The sequence below is a fragment of the Carboxylicivirga litoralis genome (assembly GCF_025499605.1).
GTDB lineage: Bacteria > Bacteroidota > Bacteroidia > Bacteroidales > Marinilabiliaceae > Carboxylicivirga > Carboxylicivirga litoralis.
This window is the reverse complement of record NZ_JAFMVC010000018.1, coordinates 59,948-83,846: the sequence shown is the minus strand read 5'-3', so window position 1 is coordinate 83,846 and position 23,899 is coordinate 59,948. Positions and strand designations below refer to the sequence as shown.

At 37.5% G+C, this 23,899-nt stretch carries 21 protein-coding genes; 8 read left to right on the top strand and 13 right to left on the bottom strand.

What is annotated here, in order from left to right:
- Positions 1-141 precede the first annotated feature (141 nt).
- From J1N10_RS15525 to J1N10_RS15515, 3 genes are read left to right on the top strand one after another with little or no spacing between them, the layout of a single operon-like run.
- Positions 142-2,397 carry a PAS domain-containing hybrid sensor histidine kinase/response regulator gene (locus J1N10_RS15525; protein WP_262327645.1) on the top strand — a complete coding sequence of 752 codons (2,256 nt, stop codon included), beginning with the start codon at positions 142-144 and terminating at the stop codon, positions 2,395-2,397.
- A 52-nt stretch (positions 2,398-2,449) separates the two neighbouring features.
- A complete protein-coding gene (locus tag J1N10_RS15520; RefSeq protein WP_262327644.1) occupies positions 2,450-3,142 on the top strand; it encodes a 16S rRNA (uracil(1498)-N(3))-methyltransferase in 693 nt (230 codons plus the stop codon).
- On the top strand, positions 3,135-4,472 hold the full coding sequence (locus J1N10_RS15515; RefSeq protein WP_262327643.1) for a zinc-dependent peptidase: 1,338 nt from the start codon (positions 3,135-3,137) through the stop codon (positions 4,470-4,472). Before J1N10_RS15520 ends, J1N10_RS15515 begins: the two co-directional genes overlap by 8 nt.
- 4 nt (positions 4,473-4,476) lie before the next feature.
- Here the strand turns inward: J1N10_RS15515 and J1N10_RS15510 are convergent, their stop codons facing one another.
- Both J1N10_RS15510 and J1N10_RS15505 read right to left on the bottom strand, forming a co-directional pair.
- On the bottom strand, positions 4,477-4,875 hold the full coding sequence (locus tag J1N10_RS15510; protein ID WP_262327642.1) for an RrF2 family transcriptional regulator: 399 nt from the start codon (positions 4,873-4,875) through the stop codon (positions 4,477-4,479).
- Between the two features lie 106 nt (positions 4,876-4,981).
- Positions 4,982-6,628: a diphosphate--fructose-6-phosphate 1-phosphotransferase gene (locus J1N10_RS15505; RefSeq protein WP_262327641.1), complete on the bottom strand. Its 1,647-nt coding sequence runs from the start codon at positions 6,626-6,628 to the stop codon at positions 4,982-4,984.
- A gap of 322 nt (positions 6,629-6,950) precedes the next feature.
- Here J1N10_RS15505 and J1N10_RS15500 point away from each other — a divergent pair, with 322 nt between their 5' ends.
- Positions 6,951-8,168 carry a 6-phosphofructokinase gene (locus J1N10_RS15500; protein ID WP_262327640.1) on the top strand — a complete coding sequence of 406 codons (1,218 nt, stop codon included), beginning with the start codon at positions 6,951-6,953 and terminating at the stop codon, positions 8,166-8,168.
- Between the two features lie 102 nt (positions 8,169-8,270).
- A complete protein-coding gene (locus tag J1N10_RS15495; protein WP_262327639.1) occupies positions 8,271-9,266 on the top strand; it encodes a glycosyltransferase family 2 protein in 996 nt (331 codons plus the stop codon).
- Here the strand turns inward: J1N10_RS15495 and J1N10_RS15490 are convergent.
- On the bottom strand, positions 9,263-9,469 hold the full coding sequence (locus J1N10_RS15490) for a hypothetical protein (RefSeq protein WP_262327638.1): 207 nt from the start codon (positions 9,467-9,469) through the stop codon (positions 9,263-9,265). The two genes, J1N10_RS15495 and J1N10_RS15490, sit on opposite strands and share 4 nt — an antisense overlap.
- A gap of 69 nt (positions 9,470-9,538) precedes the next feature.
- Positions 9,539-10,132 (bottom strand): sigma-70 family RNA polymerase sigma factor, encoded by a 594-nt coding sequence (locus tag J1N10_RS15485; RefSeq protein ID WP_262327637.1) that lies wholly within the window; start codon positions 10,130-10,132, stop codon positions 9,539-9,541.
- A 205-nt stretch (positions 10,133-10,337) separates the two neighbouring features.
- Here J1N10_RS15485 and uvrA point away from each other — a divergent pair, with 205 nt between their 5' ends.
- A complete protein-coding gene (gene uvrA / locus J1N10_RS15480; RefSeq protein ID WP_262327636.1) occupies positions 10,338-13,142 on the top strand; it encodes an excinuclease ABC subunit UvrA in 2,805 nt (934 codons plus the stop codon).
- A 35-nt stretch (positions 13,143-13,177) separates the two neighbouring features.
- On the opposite strand, the gene J1N10_RS15475 is transcribed toward uvrA, so the two are convergent.
- From J1N10_RS15475 to gcvT, 8 genes are all read right to left on the bottom strand, one after another.
- Complete coding sequence (locus J1N10_RS15475; RefSeq protein WP_262327635.1) at positions 13,178-13,621, bottom strand: hypothetical protein; 444 nt, start codon at positions 13,619-13,621, stop codon at positions 13,178-13,180.
- Positions 13,622-13,637: 16 nt separating this feature from the next.
- On the bottom strand, positions 13,638-14,564 hold the full coding sequence (locus tag J1N10_RS15470) for a hypothetical protein (protein ID WP_262327634.1): 927 nt from the start codon (positions 14,562-14,564) through the stop codon (positions 13,638-13,640).
- Positions 14,565-14,806: 242 nt separating this feature from the next.
- Positions 14,807-15,793, bottom strand: a complete 987-nt coding sequence (locus J1N10_RS15465; protein ID WP_262327633.1) for a dihydroorotate dehydrogenase-like protein — start codon at positions 15,791-15,793, stop codon at positions 14,807-14,809.
- Positions 15,794-15,902: 109 nt separating this feature from the next.
- The gene (locus tag J1N10_RS15460; RefSeq protein ID WP_262327632.1) at positions 15,903-16,574 is read right to left on the bottom strand and encodes a YggS family pyridoxal phosphate-dependent enzyme; all 672 of its coding nucleotides are present in this window, start codon (positions 16,572-16,574) and stop codon (positions 15,903-15,905) included.
- Between the two features lie 112 nt (positions 16,575-16,686).
- On the bottom strand, positions 16,687-17,943 hold the full coding sequence (locus tag J1N10_RS15455) for a DUF1015 domain-containing protein (RefSeq protein ID WP_262327631.1): 1,257 nt from the start codon (positions 17,941-17,943) through the stop codon (positions 16,687-16,689).
- Between the two features lie 308 nt (positions 17,944-18,251).
- On the bottom strand, positions 18,252-19,175 hold the full coding sequence (locus J1N10_RS15450) for a 3-phosphoglycerate dehydrogenase (protein ID WP_262327630.1): 924 nt from the start codon (positions 19,173-19,175) through the stop codon (positions 18,252-18,254).
- A 124-nt stretch (positions 19,176-19,299) separates the two neighbouring features.
- The gene (gene serC / locus J1N10_RS15445) at positions 19,300-20,370 is read right to left on the bottom strand and encodes a 3-phosphoserine/phosphohydroxythreonine transaminase (protein ID WP_262327629.1); all 1,071 of its coding nucleotides are present in this window, start codon (positions 20,368-20,370) and stop codon (positions 19,300-19,302) included.
- Between the two features lie 291 nt (positions 20,371-20,661).
- Positions 20,662-21,744: a glycine cleavage system aminomethyltransferase GcvT gene (gcvT, locus tag J1N10_RS15440; RefSeq protein WP_262327628.1), complete on the bottom strand. Its 1,083-nt coding sequence runs from the start codon at positions 21,742-21,744 to the stop codon at positions 20,662-20,664.
- Positions 21,745-21,993: 249 nt separating this feature from the next.
- On the opposite strand from gcvT, the gene J1N10_RS15435 reads away from it, so the two are divergent.
- Together J1N10_RS15435 and J1N10_RS15430 are read left to right on the top strand one after the other, a co-directional pair.
- Complete coding sequence (locus J1N10_RS15435) at positions 21,994-22,449, top strand: Hpt domain-containing protein (protein ID WP_262327627.1); 456 nt, start codon at positions 21,994-21,996, stop codon at positions 22,447-22,449.
- A gap of 14 nt (positions 22,450-22,463) precedes the next feature.
- The gene (locus tag J1N10_RS15430; protein ID WP_262327626.1) at positions 22,464-22,790 is read left to right on the top strand and encodes an STAS domain-containing protein; all 327 of its coding nucleotides are present in this window, start codon (positions 22,464-22,466) and stop codon (positions 22,788-22,790) included.
- A 31-nt stretch (positions 22,791-22,821) separates the two neighbouring features.
- Here J1N10_RS15430 and citC read toward each other — a convergent pair whose 3' ends face one another.
- On the bottom strand, positions 22,822-23,898 hold the full coding sequence (gene citC, locus J1N10_RS15425; protein WP_262327625.1) for a [citrate (pro-3S)-lyase] ligase: 1,077 nt from the start codon (positions 23,896-23,898) through the stop codon (positions 22,822-22,824).
- Between the last annotated feature and the right edge of the window lies 1 nt (position 23,899).

Sequence of the window (23,899 nt, the reverse complement as noted above, 5' to 3'; positions counted from 1 at the left end):
AATTTGATAAATAAACCATCTAAGTTATGAAGTATTTTTCAGGAGGTAAAGTACAGAATTCACTCTGTTGAAAGTGAAAATTTGAATTAGCTATTTTAATTTCTTTAAGTATCTTTAGCATGCAATTGCATAACAAAATAGATGATATCACACCATAATCGAAGCATACTAACCTTGTTTATTGTAGTGTTTCTACAATTAATACATACAAGTGTAAAAGCCGATGATTTAAAAGAGATTGTTATTTTAAACTCATATCATCCTGGGTTTAAATGGACTGCCGACATTAACGATGCAATTACCAAACACTTCAGGACTATTGAATCAACACGCTTATTCACCGAATTTATGGACAGTAAGCGGTTTAATTCTGAGCCTTACTTTCAAACCTTATTAGAACAGTATAAATTAAAATACCGCGATCATCAGATTGATGGTATAATTTGTTCGGACAACCGGGCTTTCGATTTTTTTATTGAACATGGAAAAGAAATATGGGGAGATATCCCTGCTGTTTTTTGTGGTGTAAATAATATTGATAAACAACTCCATGTCTTAAATCCTTCGAAACATGCCGTTGTTTATGAGTTGATTGATGTTAAAGGAACCATAGAGCTGATAGAGGACTTACAACCAGAATTGGAAGAAATAATTGTTATTTCAGACCAAACCCTCTCAGGCAAGATTTTTCTTAATCAGTTTATTGAAGCGTTTGAAAGCGAAAACAGACGATATGCGTATCGGGTGATTAACAACGCCAATCATCAACAGCTCAAACAAACACTCAACTTTCTTCCTTCAGAAAACAGGGCGATTTACTTATTGAGCCTTTATACAGAACGCAACGGCATTCCTAATGAGATGCTTCTTGAAAGTCACTACTTTTTTAAGGATGTTGATATTCCGTTGTATAGTAATTGGGATTTTTTAATGCCCAACTTGATTGTTGGTGGTCGAATATTAAAAGCAACCGACCAGGGTAAGCTTTCGGCACAGTTAATGCAACAGCTACTGTTTGACCAAACCAATAACGTTCATAACCACCCGAAGACACACACAATTATTGATCACAATGTTCTTGAACAATTTGATTTAAACATCAACGGTCTCACTAAGGGCACCCTACTTATTAATGAACAGCTTAACTACGTTAAACAACACAAAAAAGAGCTAATCATTATATTATCACTGCTCATTGTTTTTGTATTTATTATTCTGTTGCTCGTTAGCGATATTATTAAACGAAAAAGCGTTGAAATTAACTTTATTGATAGCGAAAAACGCCTTGAGCTAGCTATTAGTGGAGCGAATGAGGGTTTATGGGACATTAACCTGGAAAAGAAAAATATTTATCTCAATGATCAGTTTGGAAAATTACTCGGATATTCTAACACAGAGGAAGTACCGCTTACACTTGACAACTGGCAATCTTTCGTGAATCAACAAGATGTTGAACAAGTTAAAGAAGCCTATAATTTGCATCGAATTGGAAAAGCAGATGCCTTTCAATGTGAAGCACGCCTGTTGAATAAGGACAAAACCTTAACATGGGTGTCTATTCACGGAAAAATTACTGAACGAATTGATGGTGTTCCATACAGAATAACGGGCATCATTATAAACATTAACAATCAAAAGGCTTTTGAAAGCGAATTGCAAAAAGCCAAAGAAAGAGCTGAAGAAAGCGATCGTCTTAAATCATCCTTTTTAGCTAATATGTCACATGAAATTCGCACACCAATGAATGCCATACTGGGCTTTACCGACCTTCTCATCTATGGTCAGCTATCCCCAAGCGAACAGTACGAATACATGAATTTAATTAAGCGTAGTGGCGAAAATCTTCTCACGCTTATCAATGACATTATCGACATTAGTAAAATTGAATCAGGCGAACTAAAAATATCTCCGGAGCTAATTAATATCCATCAACTAATTAAAGAAGTGTATTCAGTTGGCCTAAGTCTTTGTACTAGCCTGAACAAGCAAGTTGAGCTGAAGCTAAATGCACCGGTTGATAATGGATTAATGATTTTTATTGATCCTCTACGCCTATATCAAATATTATTAAACCTGGTAAGTAATGCCATTAAATTCACCGAAAAAGGCATGGTAGAGATTAATTACACATTATGTGATACTGAATTAACCATTTCGGTGAAAGATACAGGGCCAGGCATCTCAGATGAAGATCAGAAAGTGATTTTCGAACGCTTTAGACAGGTGGATGAATCAACCATAAAAAAACACGGGGGAACCGGGTTGGGATTATCTATCACCAAAAGCCTTGTTGAACTGATGAATGGAAGTATCACGATTAATTCTGAACGTGGCAAAGGCGCACTATTCTCAGTTAATCTTCCCATTAAAGTGCACCAGACATCCAGCATTACATAAACACATAAGTGAAGCAGCAGCTTTTTTTTATCTTTACGGCAAACAATGTTCTATGGAATTATTCTTTGATCCTTCATTTAACGGACAAGGCATTTTAAATGAATCTGAAAGCAAGCACTGCATCAACGTTTTACGTCATAAAGCCGGCGACACTATAACGGTTGCCGATGGTAAAGGTCATTATTACAAGTGCAAAATAATAAATGCACATCCTAAAAAATGTGATCTAAGCTTAATTGATAAACAAACATTCCCAAAAGCAAAATTTGGTATTCATATGGCCGTTGCTCCTACCAAAAGCATAGACCGCTTTGAATGGATGATTGAAAAAGCGATGGAACTAGGCATTAGTGAAATAACACCCTTGCTTTGCGATCACTCTGAACGTAAAAAGGTACGAACGGATCGGATTGAACGTATAGTGGTAGCTGCAATGAAGCAATCACTAAAAGCTTACTTACCTATTATTAATGAGTTAACGCCCTTCGATAAATTCATTCAAAAGAATACTAGCAATGGCTATATAGCTCATTGCTACGATATAAATAAGTCTCCTTTAAAAAAAGCCTATACCACAGGTTCGGATTGCACGCTATGTATTGGTCCTGAAGGTGATTTCTCATTAGAAGAGGTTGAAATGGCTACTAAGGCTGGTTTTAAACCAGTATCATTAGGAAACAGTCGACTGCGAACCGAAACGGCTGGTGTTGTTGCATGTCACACAATTCATTTGCTTAATGACTAAGGAACATCTATACGTCATCCTTATTTTTATCTTTGGCATGTTGATAGCCTTGGCATTTATTGCGGATGCCTATCTTAAGTTTAAGCGCTCTAATACCATTAATCTTAAGGTTGCTCAACAATCTTCAAAATGGAAAAGGATTAAGGAAATTCTTGAAGAGCAATTTGCGTACTATAACCATCTACCTGATACATTAAAAACTGATTTCATACTACGAACCTATCAGTTTATGCAACGTCGCAACTGGGTTTCATCGAGCAAACCTATTGTTGATATGCATCAAAAGACCTTGATTTCAGCCTCTGCGATTCAACTCACGTTTGGTTTAAAACAAGTGAGCTTTGGACGTTTTAAAACCATTATAGTCCATGAAGATGCCTACTACAACCGGCTTACAAGAAAATATCATCGTGGTGAGGTGAACCAAGCGGGATTAATTGTCTTATCGTGGAAGCACTTTGAACAGGGTTATGCCGATGCTAAAGACAAAATAAACCTGGGATTGCACGAAATGGCTCACGCCCTGGATTTAGCTCTGCATCTTTCAGAAGGAAGACGCTACAACGTACATCGGTTAATGGATAAATTCAGACAATCGGCTTTTGAAAAGATGCTGGCCATGCGCAACAACCCTAATGGTTTTCTAAGACAATACGGTAGCACTAATGCCCGAGAATTCTTTTCCGTTGCAATAGAACATTTTTTTGAAGCTCCAAAAGATTTCAGAACGCAAATGCCCGAACTGTATTATGAACTCTGTCAATTATTAAACCAGGATCCTTGTAATAATATATTCAGAGGTTTTCAATCGATTCATAGTGACCAGTTTAAAAATGCGTTTGACAAACAACAACTAAAACTCTATAAACCAAAAATTAACCTAAAGCCCAATGCCAACATTCTGATTCCTTTTGTTTCATATACCCTTCTAGTTGCATTGGTTATACCAGTTATCAATTTATCAATAAGCACGTGGAATACTTTCACTTTTTTAGCTCTTGGAATACTTTATTCTTCAGGTGTTGTGTTGATATATTCAAAGAAAGCCAAAGGACTCAAGATTCTAGATAGTTATTTGCTTAGTAAAACATTACTGCTCAATAACGACTTCTTTTCAGTTCATCTGAAAAACATTGTTAATATCAACTTCACTTATATGCTCACCTACTACAGTACTGAGGTTTCATATTTTGAAGGTGATGATATAAAAACCAAACAACTATCGTTGTATTATTCCCCAGCGAGCATAAAAAAGCTGGAGCGTTTATTACTCCAGCAAAGCATTAAAATTAAGCACAATAACAAGTGGCTCAATAAAGAAGAATCATAATTGACTACAAATATTCATTCAAGTAGTGACTCTCCATATATTCTTTAAATTCCTTTGTCATATTACTAGACAGGTCACCTAACATGCAGGTACCAATAATACAAGCGCGCTTATCGCCCGGACACGACTGAATAGCCACTTTGCCTTCAATCGCTTCATAAATCATCAATAACGATATATCACTTGGCTCTTGCTTGAGTACAAAACCTCCACTGGGTCCCCTGTTTGAGGCAACAAAGTCCTCTTTTGCCAAGCGTTGCATCACTTTAGCAACATGATGTTTCGAACTATCAATCGCTTCTGATATCTGATTAACATTTAGCTTTGTCTCGCTTCGTGCAATTAATACCATTGAATGCAAAGCGATAGATGCTGCCTCTGAAAGTGTAACAATTTTTGACATATCTCGAATTAAAAAGGATATTAAATACTTAAATAATCATTTGCTCAAAAATAGATAAAAAAACCCGTAACTATCGTCGTTACGGGCTATAATAATTAAAGGTTACCTATTCCTTTTCGTATTTTAATGTTTTAGTGGTAATATCACATACTTCAGATGGACCGAAATACTGGATAGGACCTGGATAAACATAGCTTGGGTTGATTGCCCACTCTTCACGGCTTTCAACTAACTTCTGGAACGGAGCTCCGTTTAGCTGAACCAAAGCCTTTTGAATAACAGGCTTCATTTCTCCATGGCGTTTTTCCATATTCATCATCATTGTTACTGGCACACCACCTGCAATCCACTCTGTTGAAGGAGCAGTTAGATTACGCACAGAAGCCATATAACCTGTTTTACCTTCTCCAATCAACATAGAAGCAGTGTTACCTAAAGAATAACAGTAGTCAGCATCGAAGTTAGATGGAGCGGCACAACGACCTTCGTAACCAAAGAAATGAGGTTGACCTTTGAATTTGCCAGTAAATTCTCCAGCTTTTTTCATCTTCTTTAATTTGGCTTTCACCATATCAATTAACATCTTCTCGGTTTCAATTAACGAAACCTGAACGTTACCGTGTGGGTCGCGATCTAACATTAACTGATTAGCAATAGCATTTGGCAAAGAAGAAAATACGGCACGTGATTCTTCAGAAATACGTTCTGCAACGAAATCACGCTTCTCTTTATTGCCCTCCAAAGCATTCACTTCTTCTTCGTTGTGAGCTAAGAAATCGTTAAGCTCAGCAATCAACTTCTTCATGGCAGGAATAAACTCTACCAATCCTTCAGGGATTAATACTGTACCAAAGTTATCACCATTTTCGGCACGCTTAGCAACAATGTTAGCAATGTAGGTTACAACGTCATCTAAAGTTTGCTGTTTAGCTTCAACTTCTTCCGAAACAATTGTTACGTTTGGTTGCGTTTGCAAAGCACACTCTAGTGCAATATGCGAAGCCGAACGTCCCATTAACTTAATGAAGTGCCAGTATTTTTTTGCTGAGTTGGCATCACGCTGAATGTTACCAATCAACTCACTGTATACTTTACATGCAGTATCAAAACCAAATGAAGTTTCAATCATTTCGTTCTTAAGGTCACCATCAATAGTTTTTGGCACACCAATCACCTGAACACCTGCATCAATTTTCTTGTAGTACTCAGCCAAAACACAGGCATTTGTATTTGAATCATCACCACCGATAATTACTAAAGCATCAATACCTAATTCCTTGCAATTAACCAAAGCTTGCTCAAACTGAGCTTCTTCTTCTAGTTTAGTACGTCCCGAACCAATAATATCGAAACCTCCGGTGTTACGGTAATGGTCAACAATATCGCTGGTTAACTCGATATACTGGTTATCAACCAATCCACCAGGACCGCCTAAGAATCCATATAATTTATTTTCTGGATTTAATTTTTTCAAACCGTCATAAATTCCAGAAATAACATTGTGTCCACCTGGAGCCTGACCACCTGAAAGAATTACACCTACTTTTTTAGCCTCATAAGCCTTAGCATCACCTGGTTCGAATGAAAGTACAGGCATCCCGTATGTATTTGGGAACATGTTTTTGATATCTGCCTGATCAGCTACCGATTCGGTTGCTTTACCTTCTACAATCTTAATACCACCTTGAAGTGACGATGGCATCTTTGGCACGTAGCTTTCGCGTGCAATCTGAAGTGGACTTTTAATCATCATACTGTTTTGTATTGTTTTCTTATTTGGAATCTTATTAAATGTGTTTTACAACACCTTTTTATGAAATTCATGCAAATTTGCTCATATTTTTTTAAATCAGGAAGACTCAATATTAACAATTTACAATCTTTAACTTATTTAGAGTGAATTTGATTAAAGTTGCAAACAAACTCGTTTATTCATTTACATTTCATTAGCGAACGATAGAGATTTTACCATTTCCTGCCTTTTGTCAGTTTTTATTGGCTTTAAGATTGATTTGCAGTTTTTTAGGTAATAACTTGTAAGAGAATAGAACATTTCAACTCAATTACAATTAACCATGATATTAAAAAAGCACACTTCAAAGACCATCGCCATATTAACCGGAGGTGGCGACGTACCAGGTTTAAATCCTGCCATTAGAGCGATAACCATACGCGCAACACGGGAAGGATTCAAAGTGATAGGTATTAAAAATGGATGGAAGGGCGTTATATCCATTAATCCGTTACTACCACTTGAAGAACAGCCTTACTGCATGTTGCTCAATGACCACACGGTTAACAGACTTGGCCGGACTGGTGGCACCTTTCTTCACTCGAGTCGTACAAAAGCTGATAAGGTACATATAAGTGATGTGCCCGACCATTTAAAGGCAAGTTATACCGATGAATATAACGATTTAACTAACGAGGCCGTTAATAACTTAAAGCATCTGGGTGTTGATTACCTCATACCAATTGGCGGTGATGATACATTAAGTTATGCCGTACGTTTACATCACGAAGGTGTACGCACCATTGGTATCCCCAAAACAATGGATGGTGATGTGCCCGGTACTGAATATTGCATTGGTTTCAGTACTTGTGTTACCCGCACCATTGAGTTAACACATGCTCTACGCACATGCGCCGGCTCACACGAACGCTTCTTAGTTCTTGAAGTTTTTGGACGAAATGCAGGCTTCTCAGCCCTGTTGCCAACTGTTGGAGGAGCAGCTGATCGTTGTGTTATTCCCGAGCACCAAATCAACATTGAGCAACTTACTGCTTTGATGGTGGAAGACCGAAATAATAACCCAAGTAAATATTCGGTTGTTTTGGTCTCAGAAGGTGCGAGTTACGAAGGAAGTGACATTTTATATACCAGCCATGAAACCGATGCTTTTGGTCATAAAAAACTGGGGGGAATTGGCGAAAACATTGGTGAACAACTCAAACGCCTCTCACCTAAGTTTAACAATGGAAAATCCATTAATGTTATTAATCAAAAGCTTGGTTATCTGGTTCGTTCTGGGGAGCCTGATGCACTGGACTCTATCGTTCCTACTGCCTACGCCAATTTAGCCATGGACCTAATCATTCAGGGTTTATCAGGCCAAATGGTATGTATTAACGATGGTAAGTATAATCACATATCCATTGAAGCAGTAAAAAAAGACGACAAAGGAGAAAGCACGAAAAAAGTGAATATTAGCAAATTTTATGACATTAATCGCTACCGGCCTATTTATTCAAATATAGTAGGCGACCCTATGCTTATTTTAACACGCGAATAGCTTACTTCTTTTAAAAATATGAGGTTATCGGATGGCTTTAACGTTCGATAACCTTTTTCGATATCAATAATTGCTATATTTGGAGTTAATAAATTAACCCGCATGCAATTTTCAGTAATAATTCCTATTTACAACAGACCCGATGAAATCGTAGAGTTATTAGAATCATTAACTCTTCAATCGGCAAAATCAGTATTCGAAGTTATTATTGTGGAAGATGGTTCGGCAATGCCCTGCAAAGATGTAATTGAACCATACTTCAACCAACTGAATTTACATTATTACACACAAGAAAACCAGGGACCTGGTCCTGCCAGAAATCATGGTGCTTCAAAAGCAAAAGGTGAATACCTGATTTTCTTTGACAGTGATTGTATTATTCCATCCAATTATTTTAACCATGTGATGGAACACCTGGACATCCAAAAACTCGATTGCTTTGGAGGGCCAGATGAGTCTCACCCTTTCTTCACCCCTATCCAAAAAGCCATTAGTTACTCTATGACTTCCCCAATAACCACCGGAGGAATAAGAGGTGGCAGCCGAAAAATGGATAAATTTTATCCAAGAAGTTTCAATCTGGGTATTAAAAAGGAAGTATTTGAAACTATTAAAGGCTTTGCGCACATGCGTTTTGGTGAAGATCTAGATTTAAGCATGCGCACCATGAAACAAGGGTATTCTGTTGGACTGATTAAAGAAGCCTACGTATACCATAAACGCCGAACGCATTTTAAAGCCTTCTTTAAACAAGTGTTTAATTCGGGAATTGCGCGTATTGACTTATCGCTTTTGCATGCCGGAACATTAAAACCGGTTCACCTTTTACCATCGGCATTTACGATTGGCTATCCGCTATTGTTAATACTTGGATTAACATTATCTGGATGGTTTCTGTTACCATTCCTACTATTTCCAGCTATTATTTTAACCGATGCTTTTTTCAGAACTAAAAAAATACCAGTAGCTATATTAAGCACGTGGGCCTCATTAATACAACTAACTGGTTATGGTTCTGGCTTTATCAAAGCCTTCTGGATAAGAATAATCAAATGCAAAGGTTCGTTTCACAACTTCGCCAAATCATTTTACGACTAATTTATTATTAAATCCACCTCTTTATCCAACACGACCATCGGTTGATAGGCACGTGCAAACGCTTTGATTTTATTAACAATAAATGATCCCGGGCTTACTTCCTGTTTTGCAAAAGCAATATCCGGAATATTATCAAATACTGAAAACCAATAATTTGCATCCTCTTCGAATGCTGAATAATCTTGAGTAATTTTTTTGTTCATAGGCACTTGTTATAAGTTTATTACCTTATTACCTTATTAACGTAGTGCCTAAGCAAATTATTATACCAGTTACGACATTGTTAACGAAATATTTCTCTCTTCAGCTAAACGACGAAGATTCATCAGTGCATAGCGCATACGTCCTAATGCAGTGTTAATACTAACATTCGTTTCTTCAGCAATTTCCTTGAAACTTAAATCACGATAATGACGCATCACCACAACTTCACGCTGATTATCAGGCAATAAATTAACCAACATACTCACTTCACTCAACACCTGATCGGTTACCATTTGTTCCTCAACAGACTTATCTGAAAACTGTGTTGAGTTAAATAAATCATACTCGTAGTTATCGTTCGAAATAACTGATTGATTTTTTTGCTTACGGTAATAATCAATAATCAGATTGTGTGCTATTCGCATTACCCACGATGAAAATTTACCGCTATCTGAGTAACGACCATTTTTTAAGGTTCTGATCACACGAATAAAAGCCTCCTGAAAAATATCTTCAGCCAACTCTTGTTGTTTAACACACATTACAATGTAAGAAAATATCTTTGCCTTGTGACGTTCAATCAGTATATCTATCGAACCACTATCACCAGCAACAAAATCCTTCACAAGCTGCTCATCAGAAAGCACTAATTGCTTTTCCATACTATAAAATTTTAAACATCTCGTAAAGGTCGTCCTATAGGCAATAATTTTTAAGAAGTCAACAGTAGTTTGTTTTCGAGTGTAAAAAAAGTAAAAAAATGTTTAAAAACCAAATCATTCTTTTTTTTCCTGATGCGATCCAAATTTGTTTCGATTCTATATAAGGGATACCTATCTTTGTTCACACTTAATCTAAAAAATCAGTATGCAGGAGAAAGTGATTACTGTTAAAGGCGCTCGCGTTCATAACCTTAAAAATATTGACCTAAAAATCCCTCGTAATCAATTCATTGTGATTACCGGAGTATCAGGTAGCGGTAAATCATCTTTAGCATTTGACACCCTATATGCCGAAGGTCAAAGAAGATACGTTGAAAGCCTGAGCTCTTATGCTCGTCAGTTTCTTGGACGCCTTGACAAACCGGATGTTGACTTTATAAAAGGCATTCCGCCTGCCATTGCCATCGAGCAGAAAGTGAATACACGAAACCCTCGCTCTACAGTCGGAACAAGTACGGAAATATACGATTATATTAAGCTACTATACGCCCGTATTGGTCGAACTATTTCACCTGTTAGTGGTAATGAAGTAAAGCGTCATTATACCAGCGATGTGGTTAATTTTGCTGCCGAACTTGAAAAAGGAACTAAACTAGCCATCCTCTCACCCATTGTAATTACAGATGATCGCCAATGTCACGAACACCTTGAGATATTATTAAAACAAGGCTTTAGTCGAGTTGAAGCCAACAATAAATTTATTCGCATCGACGATTTATTGGCCGAACAATCCTCCGTAAGCGAATCGTGTCAGGAACTATTCCTTGTTATTGACCGGTTATCTGCATCCGACGATGAAGATACGCTTGGTCGCCTGGGAGATTCTGTTCAAACTGCTTTTTACGAAGGCAAAGGAGAATGCCTTATTAAGGTGTACAATAGTGAGTCAACATCAATACACAATTTCTCCAATAAGTTTGAATTAGACGGTATTGAATTTGAATTACCCAGCGAACACATGTTTACCTTTAACAATCCGGTTGGAGCATGTCCTGAATGTGAAGGATTTGGTAACGTGATAGGTATTGATGAAGACTTGGTGATACCCAACAAAAGCTTATCGGTGTTTGAAGATGCCATTGCCTGTTGGAAAGGCGACAAAATGAAAGCCTGGAAAGAGCAGTTAATAATGAATGCACATCATTTTAACTTTCCGGTTCATAGCCCCTACTTCGAACTAAATCCTGAACAAAGGGAATTACTATGGACAGGTAATCGTCATTTTAAAGGCCTCAATAGTTTCTTTAAACATGTAGAAGAGAAACAATACAAAATACAATTCCGAGTAATGCTATCGCGCTATCGTGGAAAAACAATCTGTCCATCGTGTAAAGGAACGCGGCTAAAGAAAGAGGCTGGATGGGTAAAAGTTGGTGACAAAAGCATTCATGAACTAGTTGTTATGCCGGTTGACCAACTATCTGATTTCTTTGATAAATTAAAACTAAATACGCACGAAATTGAGGTTTCTAAACGTATATTACATGAAATAAGAACGCGTCTGCAGTTTCTCAACAATGTGGGGCTGGGTTATTTAACACTTAACCGCCTCTCATCTACGCTTTCGGGTGGCGAAAGCCAACGCATCAACCTGGCTACCAGCCTAGGAAGCAGCCTGGTGGGTTCACTATACATTTTAGACGAACCAAGTATCGGCCTCCACTCGCGCGATACGGAATTACTCATTAATGTTCTTCGAAACCTACAAAAAGTCGGTAACACAGTGATTGTCGTGGAGCACGATGAAGATATCATTCGTTCCGCCGATACCATTATTGACATCGGACCATTGGCCGGACGCCTTGGTGGCGAATTGGTTTTTCAGGGCGATTACCGCCAGCTGGAAGCTTCAGAACAAAGCCTGACGACTAAATACTTAAATGGAACAGAAGAAATCGCCGTGCCATCGTCGCGACGACCACACAACGATTACATTGAGATAACCGGTGCTTGCGAAAACAATCTGAAAAACATTACCGTCAAATTTCCACTTAATGTGATGACGGTTATAACTGGTGTTTCAGGAAGTGGTAAGTCTTCTTTAGTCAAGAAGATTTTGTATCCGGCCTTGAAAAAACACCTGGGAGGATATGCCGATAAAACTGGCGCTTTTGACTTAATCAATGGGTCAATCAGTAAATTAACAGAGGTTGAATTTATTGACCAGAATCCGATTGGTAAAAGCTCACGCTCCAATCCTGCTACTTATTTAAAAGCCTACGACGAAATTCGCAAGCTGATGGCCGACCAACAAGCCGCTAAAAACAACGGATTTAAACCTTCGCACTTTTCATTCAACATTGATGGTGGTCGATGCGAAGAATGCCAGGGCGAAGGAACCATAAAGGTGGAAATGCAGTTTATGGCCGACATTGTTTTAGAGTGCGAAAGCTGTAAAGGCAAGCGCTTTAAGGACGAAATACTGGAAGTACGATACAATGGTAAAAATGTGCACGACATATTGGAAATGACCATCAACGAAGCCATTGACTTCTTTGCCGAAACCAATAAAACAGTCGAAAAACGCATTATCAAGCGACTCAAACCCTTGCAGGATGTAGGCTTGGGGTATATCAAGCTGGGCCAGTCGTCAAGCACGTTAAGCGGTGGTGAAAGTCAGCGAGTTAAATTGGCTTTCTTTTTAGCCAATGAGCGCAGCCAACCAACCTTGTTTATTTTTGACGAACCAACTACCGGACTGCATTTTCATGATATCCGTAAGCTACTCGACGCGTTTGCTGCTTTAATTAAAAATGGGCACTCGTTAATTATTGTCGAACACAACATGGATATTATCAAATCGGCCGATTGGATCATTGATTTAGGACCAGAAGGAGGCGATGCTGGTGGCAACCTGGTTTTCACAGGTACGCCTGACGAGCTCATCAATTGTAAACAATCATATACGGGAAAATACCTGAAACCGTACATAACAAAAAAAGAGCTCTAGATAGAGCTCTTTTTTTATATTTCAATTTCGTAAACTTACCTTTTCTTTTTCTTATCCGGTTCTAAACCAAACATGACGGCCACACATCCACTAAGAATATCACCATATTCGCCTTCTCGATCCAAAACAGTTAATTCAACAATCAACATCTGCGTACTTTCTACTTTAAAATCCCAAACCAGGCGATAATCATAGTCAACATTGTCAAATAATACATTACCTGCTTTATCGAGGATTCGAAAATGAATATCGGGCAACTGCTTTACCTTTGAGATGGCTACCCGATAACTTTCTCCACTAAAGAATGTCTTATATAATTCTGCCTTTTCACCTTCTTCGAGTACGGCCCCGTTGTAGTTTCCATCATGAATATAGTCACCAAGCTGCTCTTTACCAACATTTTTGGCAAAATTAATGCACTGCGCAGACGCAAATGCACTGAAAACAAATAAGAGTGTAACAAGAAACAGGTGACGCATGTTTATTCAATTCTGATTATGAAACAAATTCAGTTCTAATCTCAGCAACCTTCTTCATCAGCTTATCAAAAACAACCGGAGAAATAACCGCTTCTGACTCCGCTTTAATAGTTGTCACACGGGTTTCAGCATTTGTCTCTGCTTCTATTTTAGACGTATTATTAATCTCTACTTCCTCAAATATCTCGTTTAACTCCGTTATACGACTTAAAATATAACTGATATCTTCATTTGACTTATATTCATCCAGTAAATTAATGACTGTATAAAGACTTAACTTTTGATATACAATCCTATCAATCAGACGCTTATTATTATCTACAGAACCATTTGTCAGACGAGTTGCTAAATACAAGCCTTCAACCCAACCACCAACAAGCACCATAACAGCAATTGCTGGTCTATCATTTTCCGTCAGATAAGCATTTGACGACATAAAGGTTTCGGAGATGATATCTAACATCACATCTCTATTATCGATATTCTCTTCTAGCTTGCGCAAGGTCTCTTCATCAATGGCATCCATAATACCCAAAGCATCGGCTAGCCGCTTAGCATTGGCCATATATTTAATCGAGCTTTGTGTTTGATCAAATAAACTCGTATAGCTTAAATCAGCTGAATAAATACCCAGGTTTAAAGCCATTTGACGATTAGTTGAGTAGTTATCGATGTTAGAAAGCGGATTTAATAAATCTTCGTTGTAAGTTGCTCCGGCCCGCTTAATCAACATAGCTGTTTCCAAGGGTGATGGCAAGGAGTAAAAAATTAGTTTTGATTTTTTAAAATCATCCACCAACTTTCCATCGACACTTACTGACTCTACAATATCCTGCTCTTCCGACTTTTGCTTCTTCTGGCTTGAATTACATGAAGAAAACAAAACACCAACAAGGGCGAATGTTAAAAGATAGACGGTAGTTTTGGTCATTACACTTCTCATAATGATAGAATATTTATACTTCTTAATAAGTTATCTTGCTAGTTTCAAGATTGAAAATTAATATAAAAATATTAAATAATACGAATTAGCTTCGCTTTTAGTAATAATAAAAGTGCGATTAATACGTATAACAAAACATGCCTAACTAAAGTTTATCAACTACAACAATTAATATACAGGCAGTTAGAACAAAAAAGTCCCACTTTCAGGAAAGCAGGACTTCAATCATAATTATTTTCTTTTTACTCGTATGACGAGAAATACTTCATGAATTGGGCACGTTCGTACATAGCTGGATTTTCTATTTTACTATAACTCATCAAACCTCTAAAATCAGAAAGTGAATTATACCCTTTATCCTCCATCCATTTTGTTAATACTTCAAGCATTTCGGTTATTACCTTGGGGCCATTCTTATAGATTGCCGAACATGTCTGGACGGTTGTAGCACCTGCCAATAATTGTTTGACTACAGAAGCACCATCATGTACACCGGTAGATGCAGAAATATCAATATTATGCACTTTATCTGAAGCAATGGCAACCCAACGCAAAGTACGACGCATATCGGCCGGTGTGCTCAACACCTCAGCCGATGTTAAAGTCATTTTATTAATATCAATATCCGGCTCATAAAAACGATTGAATAACACAACACCTTTGGCTCCTGAAACTGATATACGATTAACTACATTTACCAGGTTTGAAAAGTATAAGCCTAACTTAACCGAAACAGGGATACTAACTACTTTACTAACATTAGATACGATATCTACATATAGTTGCTCGTATTCTTCCGGATTGCTATTTTTATCCGTATTTAAAACAAACACATTCAACTCTAATGCGTCTGCTCCTACTTCTTGAATTTGTTGTGCAAAATCAACCCATTCATCCGAAGAAAAACAGTTGATACTTGCTATTACAGGAATATCATACTTCTCTTTTGTTTCCTTGATGACATTTAAATAATCGCCAACTGAGTTATCACGTGTATAACCTTTAACATAGTCAGCGGCCTCTGGATAATCAAAGCCTTCGCCTTTATAAATGATGTTATTGATTTCGTGGTTAATCTGCTCTTCAAAAAGTGATTTAAGCACCACAGCTCCAGCACCAGCTTCAACGAGCTTGCCAATCTTTTCAGCACTATTTGTTAAGCCTGAACTACTTACAATTATTGGATTTTTTAAAGTTAATCCCAGGTATTTAGTTTCTAAATTTGCCATCGGGTCATTTATTTTTTATACAATCTTGATAAGAACAAATATAAACAAAAGTCATCCACATGAAAGCTTTGACTAATATTTTATCAACACATTGATGTAGCGAATGGTTTTAATGATAATTACGAGCTCCGAATATCGAACTTCCCACCCTCACCATTGTACTTCCTTCTTCAATGGCTAAAAGGTAGTCGCCCGACATGCCCATGCTTATTTCAGTGAAGTTATCATTTGAGGCAAAAACCGATTTTTTAAGCTTGTCAAAAGTTTGTTTTAAGGAGGCAAATTCCTTTCGGATTTGATCAGTATTATCAGTATATGTTGCCATGCCCATTACACCTTTTATTTCAACGAATTCAAGCGTCGACAATAACTCGTCATTTAACATCGTCAATAATTCACTCTCAGAAAAACCAAACTTAGTTTCTTCTTCAGCAATGTGCACTTGTAGCAAACAGGGAATTTTACGATCGTTCTTTTTCCCTTCCTTATTGATAGTTTTCAATAACTTTTCTGAATCAACACCATGAATCAGGCTAACGAACGGAGCAATGTATTTGACTTTATTGGACTGCAAATGACCAATCATATGCCACTCAATATCTTTCGGCAAAGTCTCATGTTTGGCAGTCAGTTCCTGCACTTTATTCTCTCCAAACACACGCTGACCAGCGTTGTAAGCTTCCATTAAGTCTTCGTTGGGTTTGGTTTTCGAAACAGCTACCAATAATGCTCTGTTATTTATCTGCTCTTTAACAGCTTGAAGGTTATTTTGTATCGACATCGTTATATTTTTAAAAATACAAATTTACTTAACAAAGCTCAGTGTACAAAAAAGCCCCCTGCTGAAAGGGGGCTTAAACGGATATTTAGTTAGTCTGAATTTTTGGTAAAGACTATTTAGATTCTAATTTATGAATAACTAAGCCCGAACGCAACTTAGGCTCAAACCAAGTTGTTTTTGGAGGCATAATGTTACCAGTATCAGCAATATCGATTAACTGCTGCATAGAAACAGGATACAAAGCAAAAGCTATTTTCATATCACCTGAGTCCACGCGCTTCTTCAACTCGCCTAAGCCACGAATACCACCGATAAAATCAATACGTGTTGAACGACGTAAATCTTCAATTCCTAACATTTTATCCAACACATGGTTAGAAAGAATTGTCACATCTAATACACCAATTGGGTCATTATCGTCGTAAGTTCCTTCTTTAGCATTTAACTTATACCATTGACCTTCTAAGTACATGCTGAACTCATGTAATTGAGCAGGACGATACTCACCCTCTCCCATGCATTCAACCTCAAATACCTCGTTCAACTTCCCTAACAATTCGTCAGGAGTTAATCCATTCAAATCTTTCACAGCGCGGTTGTAGTCAATAATTTTCAACTGATTGTCTGGGAAGTGAACAGCCATAAAGAAGTTGTATTCTTCATCGCCGGTGTGATTTGCGTTCTGACCGCTTTTTTCATCACCAATACGCGCAGCAGCAGCTGTACGGTGGTGACCATCGGCCACATAAGTTGCAGGCACTTTAGTTTCAAACAACTCTTCTAAACGCTTGTTGGTGTCTGCATCGTTTATGGCCCACAAGTGGTGACCAAAACCATCTTCTGCAGTAAAATCGTAATCAGCCGCCTGGTTCTTAACGATATTTTCTACAATCTCGTCAATTTCAGGCACTGCTTTATATGAAAAGAATACTGGCTCAATATTAGCATCCAGGTAACGCGTTAAAATCATACGATCTTCTTCTTTGTCCGGACGAGTCAACTCATGCTTTTTAATGATGCCATTAGCATAATCTTCGCAAGCAGCAGCTCCAACAATACCGTACTGTGTGCGTCCATCCATTGTTTGAGCGTAGATATAATATTTTGCCTCTTCATCCTGCACTAACCAACCTTTTTCCTGGAAAGCTTTAAAGTTAGAAACTGACTTTTCGTACACTTCTTCGGAGTGAATATCAGTACCGGCAGGACAATCAATCTCAGCGCGCGTGATATGCAATAATGAACAATCTTTTCCTTCTGCCATTTGTGCAGCTTCGACGCTGTTCATAACATCATATGGTAAACAGGCTAAATCCTGCGAAATGTTTTGTGGCGGTCTTAGGCCTTTGAATGGTTTAATAATTGCCATTTCTTGATATTTAGTTAGTTTTACTTATTAATAACTTAGGCTATGATTACACTTTTTGTAGGTAACCAACAGTGCTAGCAAATGTAAGGAAAGCTGTTTTAGCTATTTTGTGACATTCGTCAATGCTTAAGATGATTTTTCCTGTTATAAAACACATATTACCTACAGCATATTTACAAATAACATCTTTGCCGAGCACAATGCTTTAAAGGAGGGTATCCGTATAACGAAAAATAGCAGGTTACTTGCGCCCCTGCTATTTTCTATATCACTAAATTACTATATAACTAATAAGCTATACAGCAATTTTATTTATTCACTCTGAATGTTTCATCGCCATTTTCGAAGAAACCAATGATTTGCTTAGCAGCAGCAACACCGGCATTGATGTTGGCTTCAGCTGTTTGAGCACCCATTTTCTTAGGAGTAAAGAAGAAGCGACCTTCGAACTTAGCTTCAAAATCAGCTTTGTTATCAGGAGCAATGTCTGAGATATAAGTAAAGTCAGGACGATCTGCCATTAACTTTAAAATCTCTTCTTCATGAATCACTTCTTTACGTGCTGTATTAACCAAAGTACCACCTTTAGGCATCTTGTTTAATAAGTCGTAGTTGATCGACTGCTTTGTATGTTCATTGGCAGGAATGTGTAAAGATACATAGTCACACGTTGAATATAGTTCTTCAACTGTTTCCAATGGCTTGATGCCTGCTGCTTCAATTTTCTCCTTCGCTACGAATGGATCGAAAGCATAAATTTCCATTCCGAACCCTTTGGCAATATCCGCCACATAATGACCAACATTTCCATAAGCATGAATACCGATTTTCTTTCCGCGCAACTCTGTTCCAGCCGTTCCGTTGTAACCATTGCGGGCCATAAACACCATCATTCCAAGCACTAACTCACCTACTGCGTTAGAGTTTTGACCTGGTGTATTCATTGCTACAATACCCTTTTCAGTACAAGCTTCTAAATCCAGGTTGTCATATCCAGCACCTGCTCGAACAACAATTTTTAATTCAGGAGCAGCATCAATTACTTCGCGAGTAACTTTATCCGAACGTACAATCATTGCATACACATCCTTCACTGCTGTTAACAATTCAGACTTATCTGTATATTTTTCAAGGAGAACCAATTCGTAACCAGCCTCTTTCACAACTGGGGCGATTTGATCAATAGCCGCCTTAGCAAATGGCTTTTCGGTAGCAACTAATATTTTTTTCATTGTTCTTGGTTTTTTAAGTGGTGATAAAAAGTAAGCCCCTAAGGGCCTACTTATATTTTATCATCAGAATTTGGCAGCTACAATTTAACTACTGCCTTCTGACTCTTAACTAACAAACTTTTTTCTAATGCTTAGCTTCAAATTCCTTCATAGCATCAGCTAATGCCTGGATGCTTGACTTAGGCATTGCGTTGTATGTAGAAGCACGGAATCCACCAACAGAACGGTGACCTTTTATGCCGCTCATACCTCGTGCTGTAGCGAAATCGAAGAACTCTTTCTCTAGCTCTTTGTATTCATCGTTCATGATGAAGCAAATATTCATTAATGAGCGATCTTCTAAATCAGCTACTGGAGCTTTGAATAAACGGTTACGATCGATTTCATCGTAAAGAACAGCTGCTTTTTCAATGTTGATTTTTTCCATTGCAGCCACACCACCCATTTCTTTCAACCACTTCAAAGTCTGAAGAGCTGAGTACACCGGGAATACCGGAGGTGTATTAAACATTGAACCACCATCGATGTGAGTTTTATAGTTCAACATTGTTGGAATGTGACGATCAACTTTTCCTAAAGCATCTTCTTTAACAATAGCGAAAGTAACACCTGCAGGTGCTAAGTTCTTCTGCGCACCACCATAAATTAAAGTATACTTTGAAATATCAACCGGACGAGAGAAAATATCCGAAGACATATCAGCTACTAAAGGTACATTTACATCAAGATCTTTCTTGATTTCAGTACCATATATAGTATTATTGGTTGTGATGTGGAAATAATCTGCATCAGCAGGAATGTCATATCCTTTGGGAATATGGTTGTAAATTGAATCTTTAGATGATGCAACCTCTACAACCTCACCAAAACCTTTAGCTTCTTTTAAAGCTTTATTTGCCCATGTACCGGTGTTAAGGTAAGCTGCTTTTGATTTCATTAAGTTGTAAGGAACCATACAGAATTGTGTACTTGCACCACCACCTACGAAAACCACTTCGTATCCTGCAGGAATGTCCAACAATTCTTTAAATAGAGCTGTTGCTTCGTCCATAACAGCAACAAACTCTTTGCTACGGTGCGAAACCTCTAACAAAGACAAGCCAGTTCCGGCAAAATTTAAAACGGCCTCTGCCGAGTTTTTAATTGTTGACTCAGGCAAAATTGATGGTCCTGCTGAAAAGTTGTGAATCTTCATTTTATTAAAAATTTAAATACTGCTAATTAACTTTAGTTTGTTTGATTAATGTTTTGAGTGTATAAAATTATGAAATATCTAGTGCAAAGCACACAAAATCAGATAAAATATAGCTTACAAATTAAAAGCAGTAGTTATCTAAATTTGATGGTATTCTTTATTCACACGGATGAACTTCAATTGTTAAGTCACCAAATATCAACACTCTAACTTCGACACTCAAACGAGGAACAAAAACATGATAATTATCACATTTTTGTTCGATATTTATTAGTTTTTCTTATACCAAGATTATACAAAAGGTATTTTAACCACTTTGGCTTTCAACTTGCGGTTACGAACTTTGATAAAGATTTCAGTATCAAACTTTGTATACCCTTTGTTGATATAAGCCATACCGATACCTTTCTGAAGCATTGGCGACATAGTTCCAGATGTAACTCTACCTATTACTTCATCGTTTGCATTCACTACTTCGTAATCCTTACGTGGAATACCTCTGTCTTCCAAAACAAAACCTCTAAGACGTTTCGAAACGCCTTCCTCTTTCTGCTTTAACAAGTATTCACTATCAATGAATTTATTGCCGTCATTGAATTTAGTAATCCAACCTAATCCAGCTTCAATCGACGAAGTTGTGTCATCAATATCGTTACCATATAGGCAGAACCCCTTCTCTAAACGTAAAGTATCACGGGCAGCTAAACCAATTGGAAGAATTCCTTCTTCTTCACCAGCTTTAAAAATTTCCTCCCATACTTTTTCAGCATCGGCATTGTGCATGTATAGCTCGAAGCCTCCTGAACCAGTATAACCAGTGTTTGAAATAATCACATCATCAGCACCTGCAATGGCTCCTGTAGTAAAAGTATAATATGGCACTGATGATAAATCAATATCAGTTAATTTCTGAAGAACAGCCTCTGCTTTCGGTCCCTGAATGGCTAACTGAGAAATTGCATCACTGGCATTTTCCAACTCAGCACCCATGGTGTTTTGCTCGTTCACCCAGGCCCAATCTTTATCAATATTAGCTGCATTTACCACCAATAAATACTTCTCTTCTTCGTATTTGTATACCAGTAAATCGTCAACAATACCACCTTTACCATTAGGAAAACATGAATATTGCGCTTGTCCAACAGATAAAGCTGCTACATCGTTAGAAGTAACTTTTTGCACCAATTCGAAAGCCTTAGGCCCTTTTACCCAAAACTCACCCATGTGCGACACATCAAAAACACCTACACCGTTACGCACGGTCATGTGTTCGTTGTTAATACCTGAATATTCAATTGGCATTTCATAACCTGCAAAGGAAACAATCTTTGCTCCAAATGACTCGTGAAACTTGTAAAAGGCCGTTCTTTTCATTTTATAACGCTATTAATCTTTATTATTTCGGTTAATTATTGCTTCGTTGTACAGTAACAAATATTACCGTGAGCAATTGAACAAATGTAAACAAATATTCAACTGCCAAAAAATGATAATTATTGGCTTAAAAAGCTAACTAATATCACCTCGTCACTGTGACATTTGAATGCAAATAAATAAATTCGTTTAAAAAAGTTACTTTTGCCAAATAATTTGTAATTTGAGCATCATTAATTAATAATACATATGCCAAACCCATATTCGCACATTGACTTAGGTTATCTGGAAAGTATTACAGATGGCAGTTATGACCTTATTAAAGAATTGATAAGTATTTTTATTGAGCAGATTCCTGAATTTAAAGACGGATTTGATGAAGCTCTTTCCTCTAAAGATTGGAGTAAAATTGCTGCTGTAGCTCACAAAGCTAAATCATCGGTGATGTCAATGGGAATGGAAGAGTTAGGTAATAAGGATTTAAAGAATCTTGAATTGATTGCTAAACTTTTGAAGTTGGACGGCTTGCAAGCTGACAGCGAAGAAGCTGTTCAAATACAAAAAAGTGTTGATAGCTATTCTGATGAACGGAAAGAATGGTTGTTGGCTAATAAAAATGAAAGCTCAGTAAAAGAATTAATTAACCATTTTAACCACACCTGTGAATCAGCATTATCTGAGCTACAGGAGGTTTTAGAGAATTAAATAAACCAAAAAATATGCTACAAGTTAAAGAACAAGATGGTATAAAGTATGGCTCACTTGCAGAAACCAATCGTTTAAATGCTACAGTAGCCGCAGAAGTAAAAGCTGATTTAACAGCTGCTTTATCATCTCAAGGTGCTAAAATGATACTCAACTTGTCTAACATTAGCTTTATTGATAGTACTGGCATTGGCACTTTAATTAGTGCATTAAAAACGGCCCGCCAAAACGGTGGTACTTTTCAATTATGCTGTATTAAAGCAGAAGTATTGAGCTTATTAAAACTCATGAAGCTCGATAAGGTTTTTGATATTTTCGATTCAGAAGAACAAATAGCATAATACTAAAATAAAAACCGCGTAAGCGGTTTTTTTAGTGCCTTACCGCAGTATGCCTTAAGCGCTGTTCAACCGTATCCAAATCTAATTTGTCTTTTAGGTACAAAATGGTTGTTTCAGGCAGAAGTTCACCTAATTTACTTCTCTGATGAGCCTTAATAGCCTCGCGCACTTTGCTGGCACTAATAAAACCACCGTCCTTTTTCCCGGTTTCTAATCGCTGCACCTCACAAAACGCCACACCTTTCGTTGGCAAAATGGTTTTCATCGCCTTATTATACAATGCAGTAGTTGCACAGTAGTTTTCCGTTCCAACATATCTTTTATTAATTCCTAATAAAGGCGCTATATGTTGACTAAAAATCTCAATATCTAACTCCGCTTGTTTTTGTGTGATGGCGTCGGGCGCTTCGTTCTTCAGAAAATAATTGGGAAATGTTGCGCACGAAACAATGTACTCACCACCCTTTACAAGCTGAATATTCGACAGATGTTGCGTTCCCAGACGAATCATTTCAAAACGATCGCTAAACGAAAATGTTGATTTTTCGGCCTGCACAACAAAAACATACAACCAGTCATTCTCCGTTGATGCCTTCTCAATTAAATATTGGTGCCCTAAAGTATATGGATTCCCATTAATAACGATGGCTGCCACTTTCTCTGCTTGTTTGTCGTACTTTATCGACTGCAAATATTGTTTATAATCATCGATACTCTGATAGCCAAATTCAAGAACTGAAATTAAAGGCTGTGCTGAAGCTATATGACGATAGCCAATACCTTCGAAACGACTGATATTATCAGGACGGGTAAATACAAAAGCCTGTTGATATTGACTCATTACGCGCTCTGTCAGATGAGTAACAATATGTGCAAAAGCACCTGATTCGCGAAACTGAGGAGCTACTGCTACATATTTCAAAATCTTCCCCTGACACGAACCAACACCAACAATATCATCATTTAAAGTATAAAGAATCACACTGTACTCAACAGTTGATTCATCAAAATAAAATCCAAGTGGAGACAAAAAGCGCCTTATCAACTCCACATCAAACTTACTACTCAAATCCGGCTCTTCAATTCTAAAATCTGAATTCTCAATCATA

Excerpts from the sequence above, each read along its gene's own strand:
- J1N10_RS15525 (WP_262327645.1), top strand. The coding sequence starts at position 142 with ATGATATCACACCATAATCGAAGCATACTAACCTTGTTTATTGTAGTG.
- J1N10_RS15520 (WP_262327644.1), top strand. The coding sequence starts at position 2,450 with ATGGAATTATTCTTTGATCCTTCATTTAACGGACAAGGCATTTTAAAT.
- J1N10_RS15515 (WP_262327643.1), top strand. The coding sequence starts at position 3,135 with ATGACTAAGGAACATCTATACGTCATCCTTATTTTTATCTTTGGCATG.
- J1N10_RS15510 (WP_262327642.1), bottom strand. The coding sequence starts at position 4,875 with ATGTCAAAAATTGTTACACTTTCAGAGGCAGCATCTATCGCTTTGCAT.
- J1N10_RS15505 (WP_262327641.1), bottom strand. The coding sequence starts at position 6,628 with ATGATGATTAAAAGTCCACTTCAGATTGCACGCGAAAGCTACGTGCCA.
- J1N10_RS15500 (WP_262327640.1), top strand. The coding sequence starts at position 6,951 with ATGATATTAAAAAAGCACACTTCAAAGACCATCGCCATATTAACCGGA.
- J1N10_RS15495 (WP_262327639.1), top strand. The coding sequence starts at position 8,271 with ATGCAATTTTCAGTAATAATTCCTATTTACAACAGACCCGATGAAATC.
- J1N10_RS15490 (WP_262327638.1), bottom strand. The coding sequence starts at position 9,469 with ATGAACAAAAAAATTACTCAAGATTATTCAGCATTCGAAGAGGATGCA.
- J1N10_RS15485 (WP_262327637.1), bottom strand. The coding sequence starts at position 10,132 with ATGGAAAAGCAATTAGTGCTTTCTGATGAGCAGCTTGTGAAGGATTTT.
- uvrA (WP_262327636.1), top strand. The coding sequence starts at position 10,338 with ATGCAGGAGAAAGTGATTACTGTTAAAGGCGCTCGCGTTCATAACCTT.
- J1N10_RS15475 (WP_262327635.1), bottom strand. The coding sequence starts at position 13,621 with ATGCGTCACCTGTTTCTTGTTACACTCTTATTTGTTTTCAGTGCATTT.
- J1N10_RS15470 (WP_262327634.1), bottom strand. The coding sequence starts at position 14,564 with ATGAGAAGTGTAATGACCAAAACTACCGTCTATCTTTTAACATTCGCC.
- J1N10_RS15465 (WP_262327633.1), bottom strand. The coding sequence starts at position 15,793 with ATGGCAAATTTAGAAACTAAATACCTGGGATTAACTTTAAAAAATCCA.
- J1N10_RS15460 (WP_262327632.1), bottom strand. The coding sequence starts at position 16,574 with ATGTCGATACAAAATAACCTTCAAGCTGTTAAAGAGCAGATAAATAAC.
- J1N10_RS15455 (WP_262327631.1), bottom strand. The coding sequence starts at position 17,943 with ATGGCAATTATTAAACCATTCAAAGGCCTAAGACCGCCACAAAACATT.
- J1N10_RS15450 (WP_262327630.1), bottom strand. The coding sequence starts at position 19,175 with ATGAAAAAAATATTAGTTGCTACCGAAAAGCCATTTGCTAAGGCGGCT.
- serC (WP_262327629.1), bottom strand. The coding sequence starts at position 20,370 with ATGAAGATTCACAACTTTTCAGCAGGACCATCAATTTTGCCTGAGTCA.
- gcvT (WP_262327628.1), bottom strand. The coding sequence starts at position 21,744 with ATGAAAAGAACGGCCTTTTACAAGTTTCACGAGTCATTTGGAGCAAAG.
- J1N10_RS15435 (WP_262327627.1), top strand. The coding sequence starts at position 21,994 with ATGCCAAACCCATATTCGCACATTGACTTAGGTTATCTGGAAAGTATT.
- J1N10_RS15430 (WP_262327626.1), top strand. The coding sequence starts at position 22,464 with ATGCTACAAGTTAAAGAACAAGATGGTATAAAGTATGGCTCACTTGCA.
- citC (WP_262327625.1), bottom strand. The coding sequence starts at position 23,898 with ATGATTGAGAATTCAGATTTTAGAATTGAAGAGCCGGATTTGAGTAGT.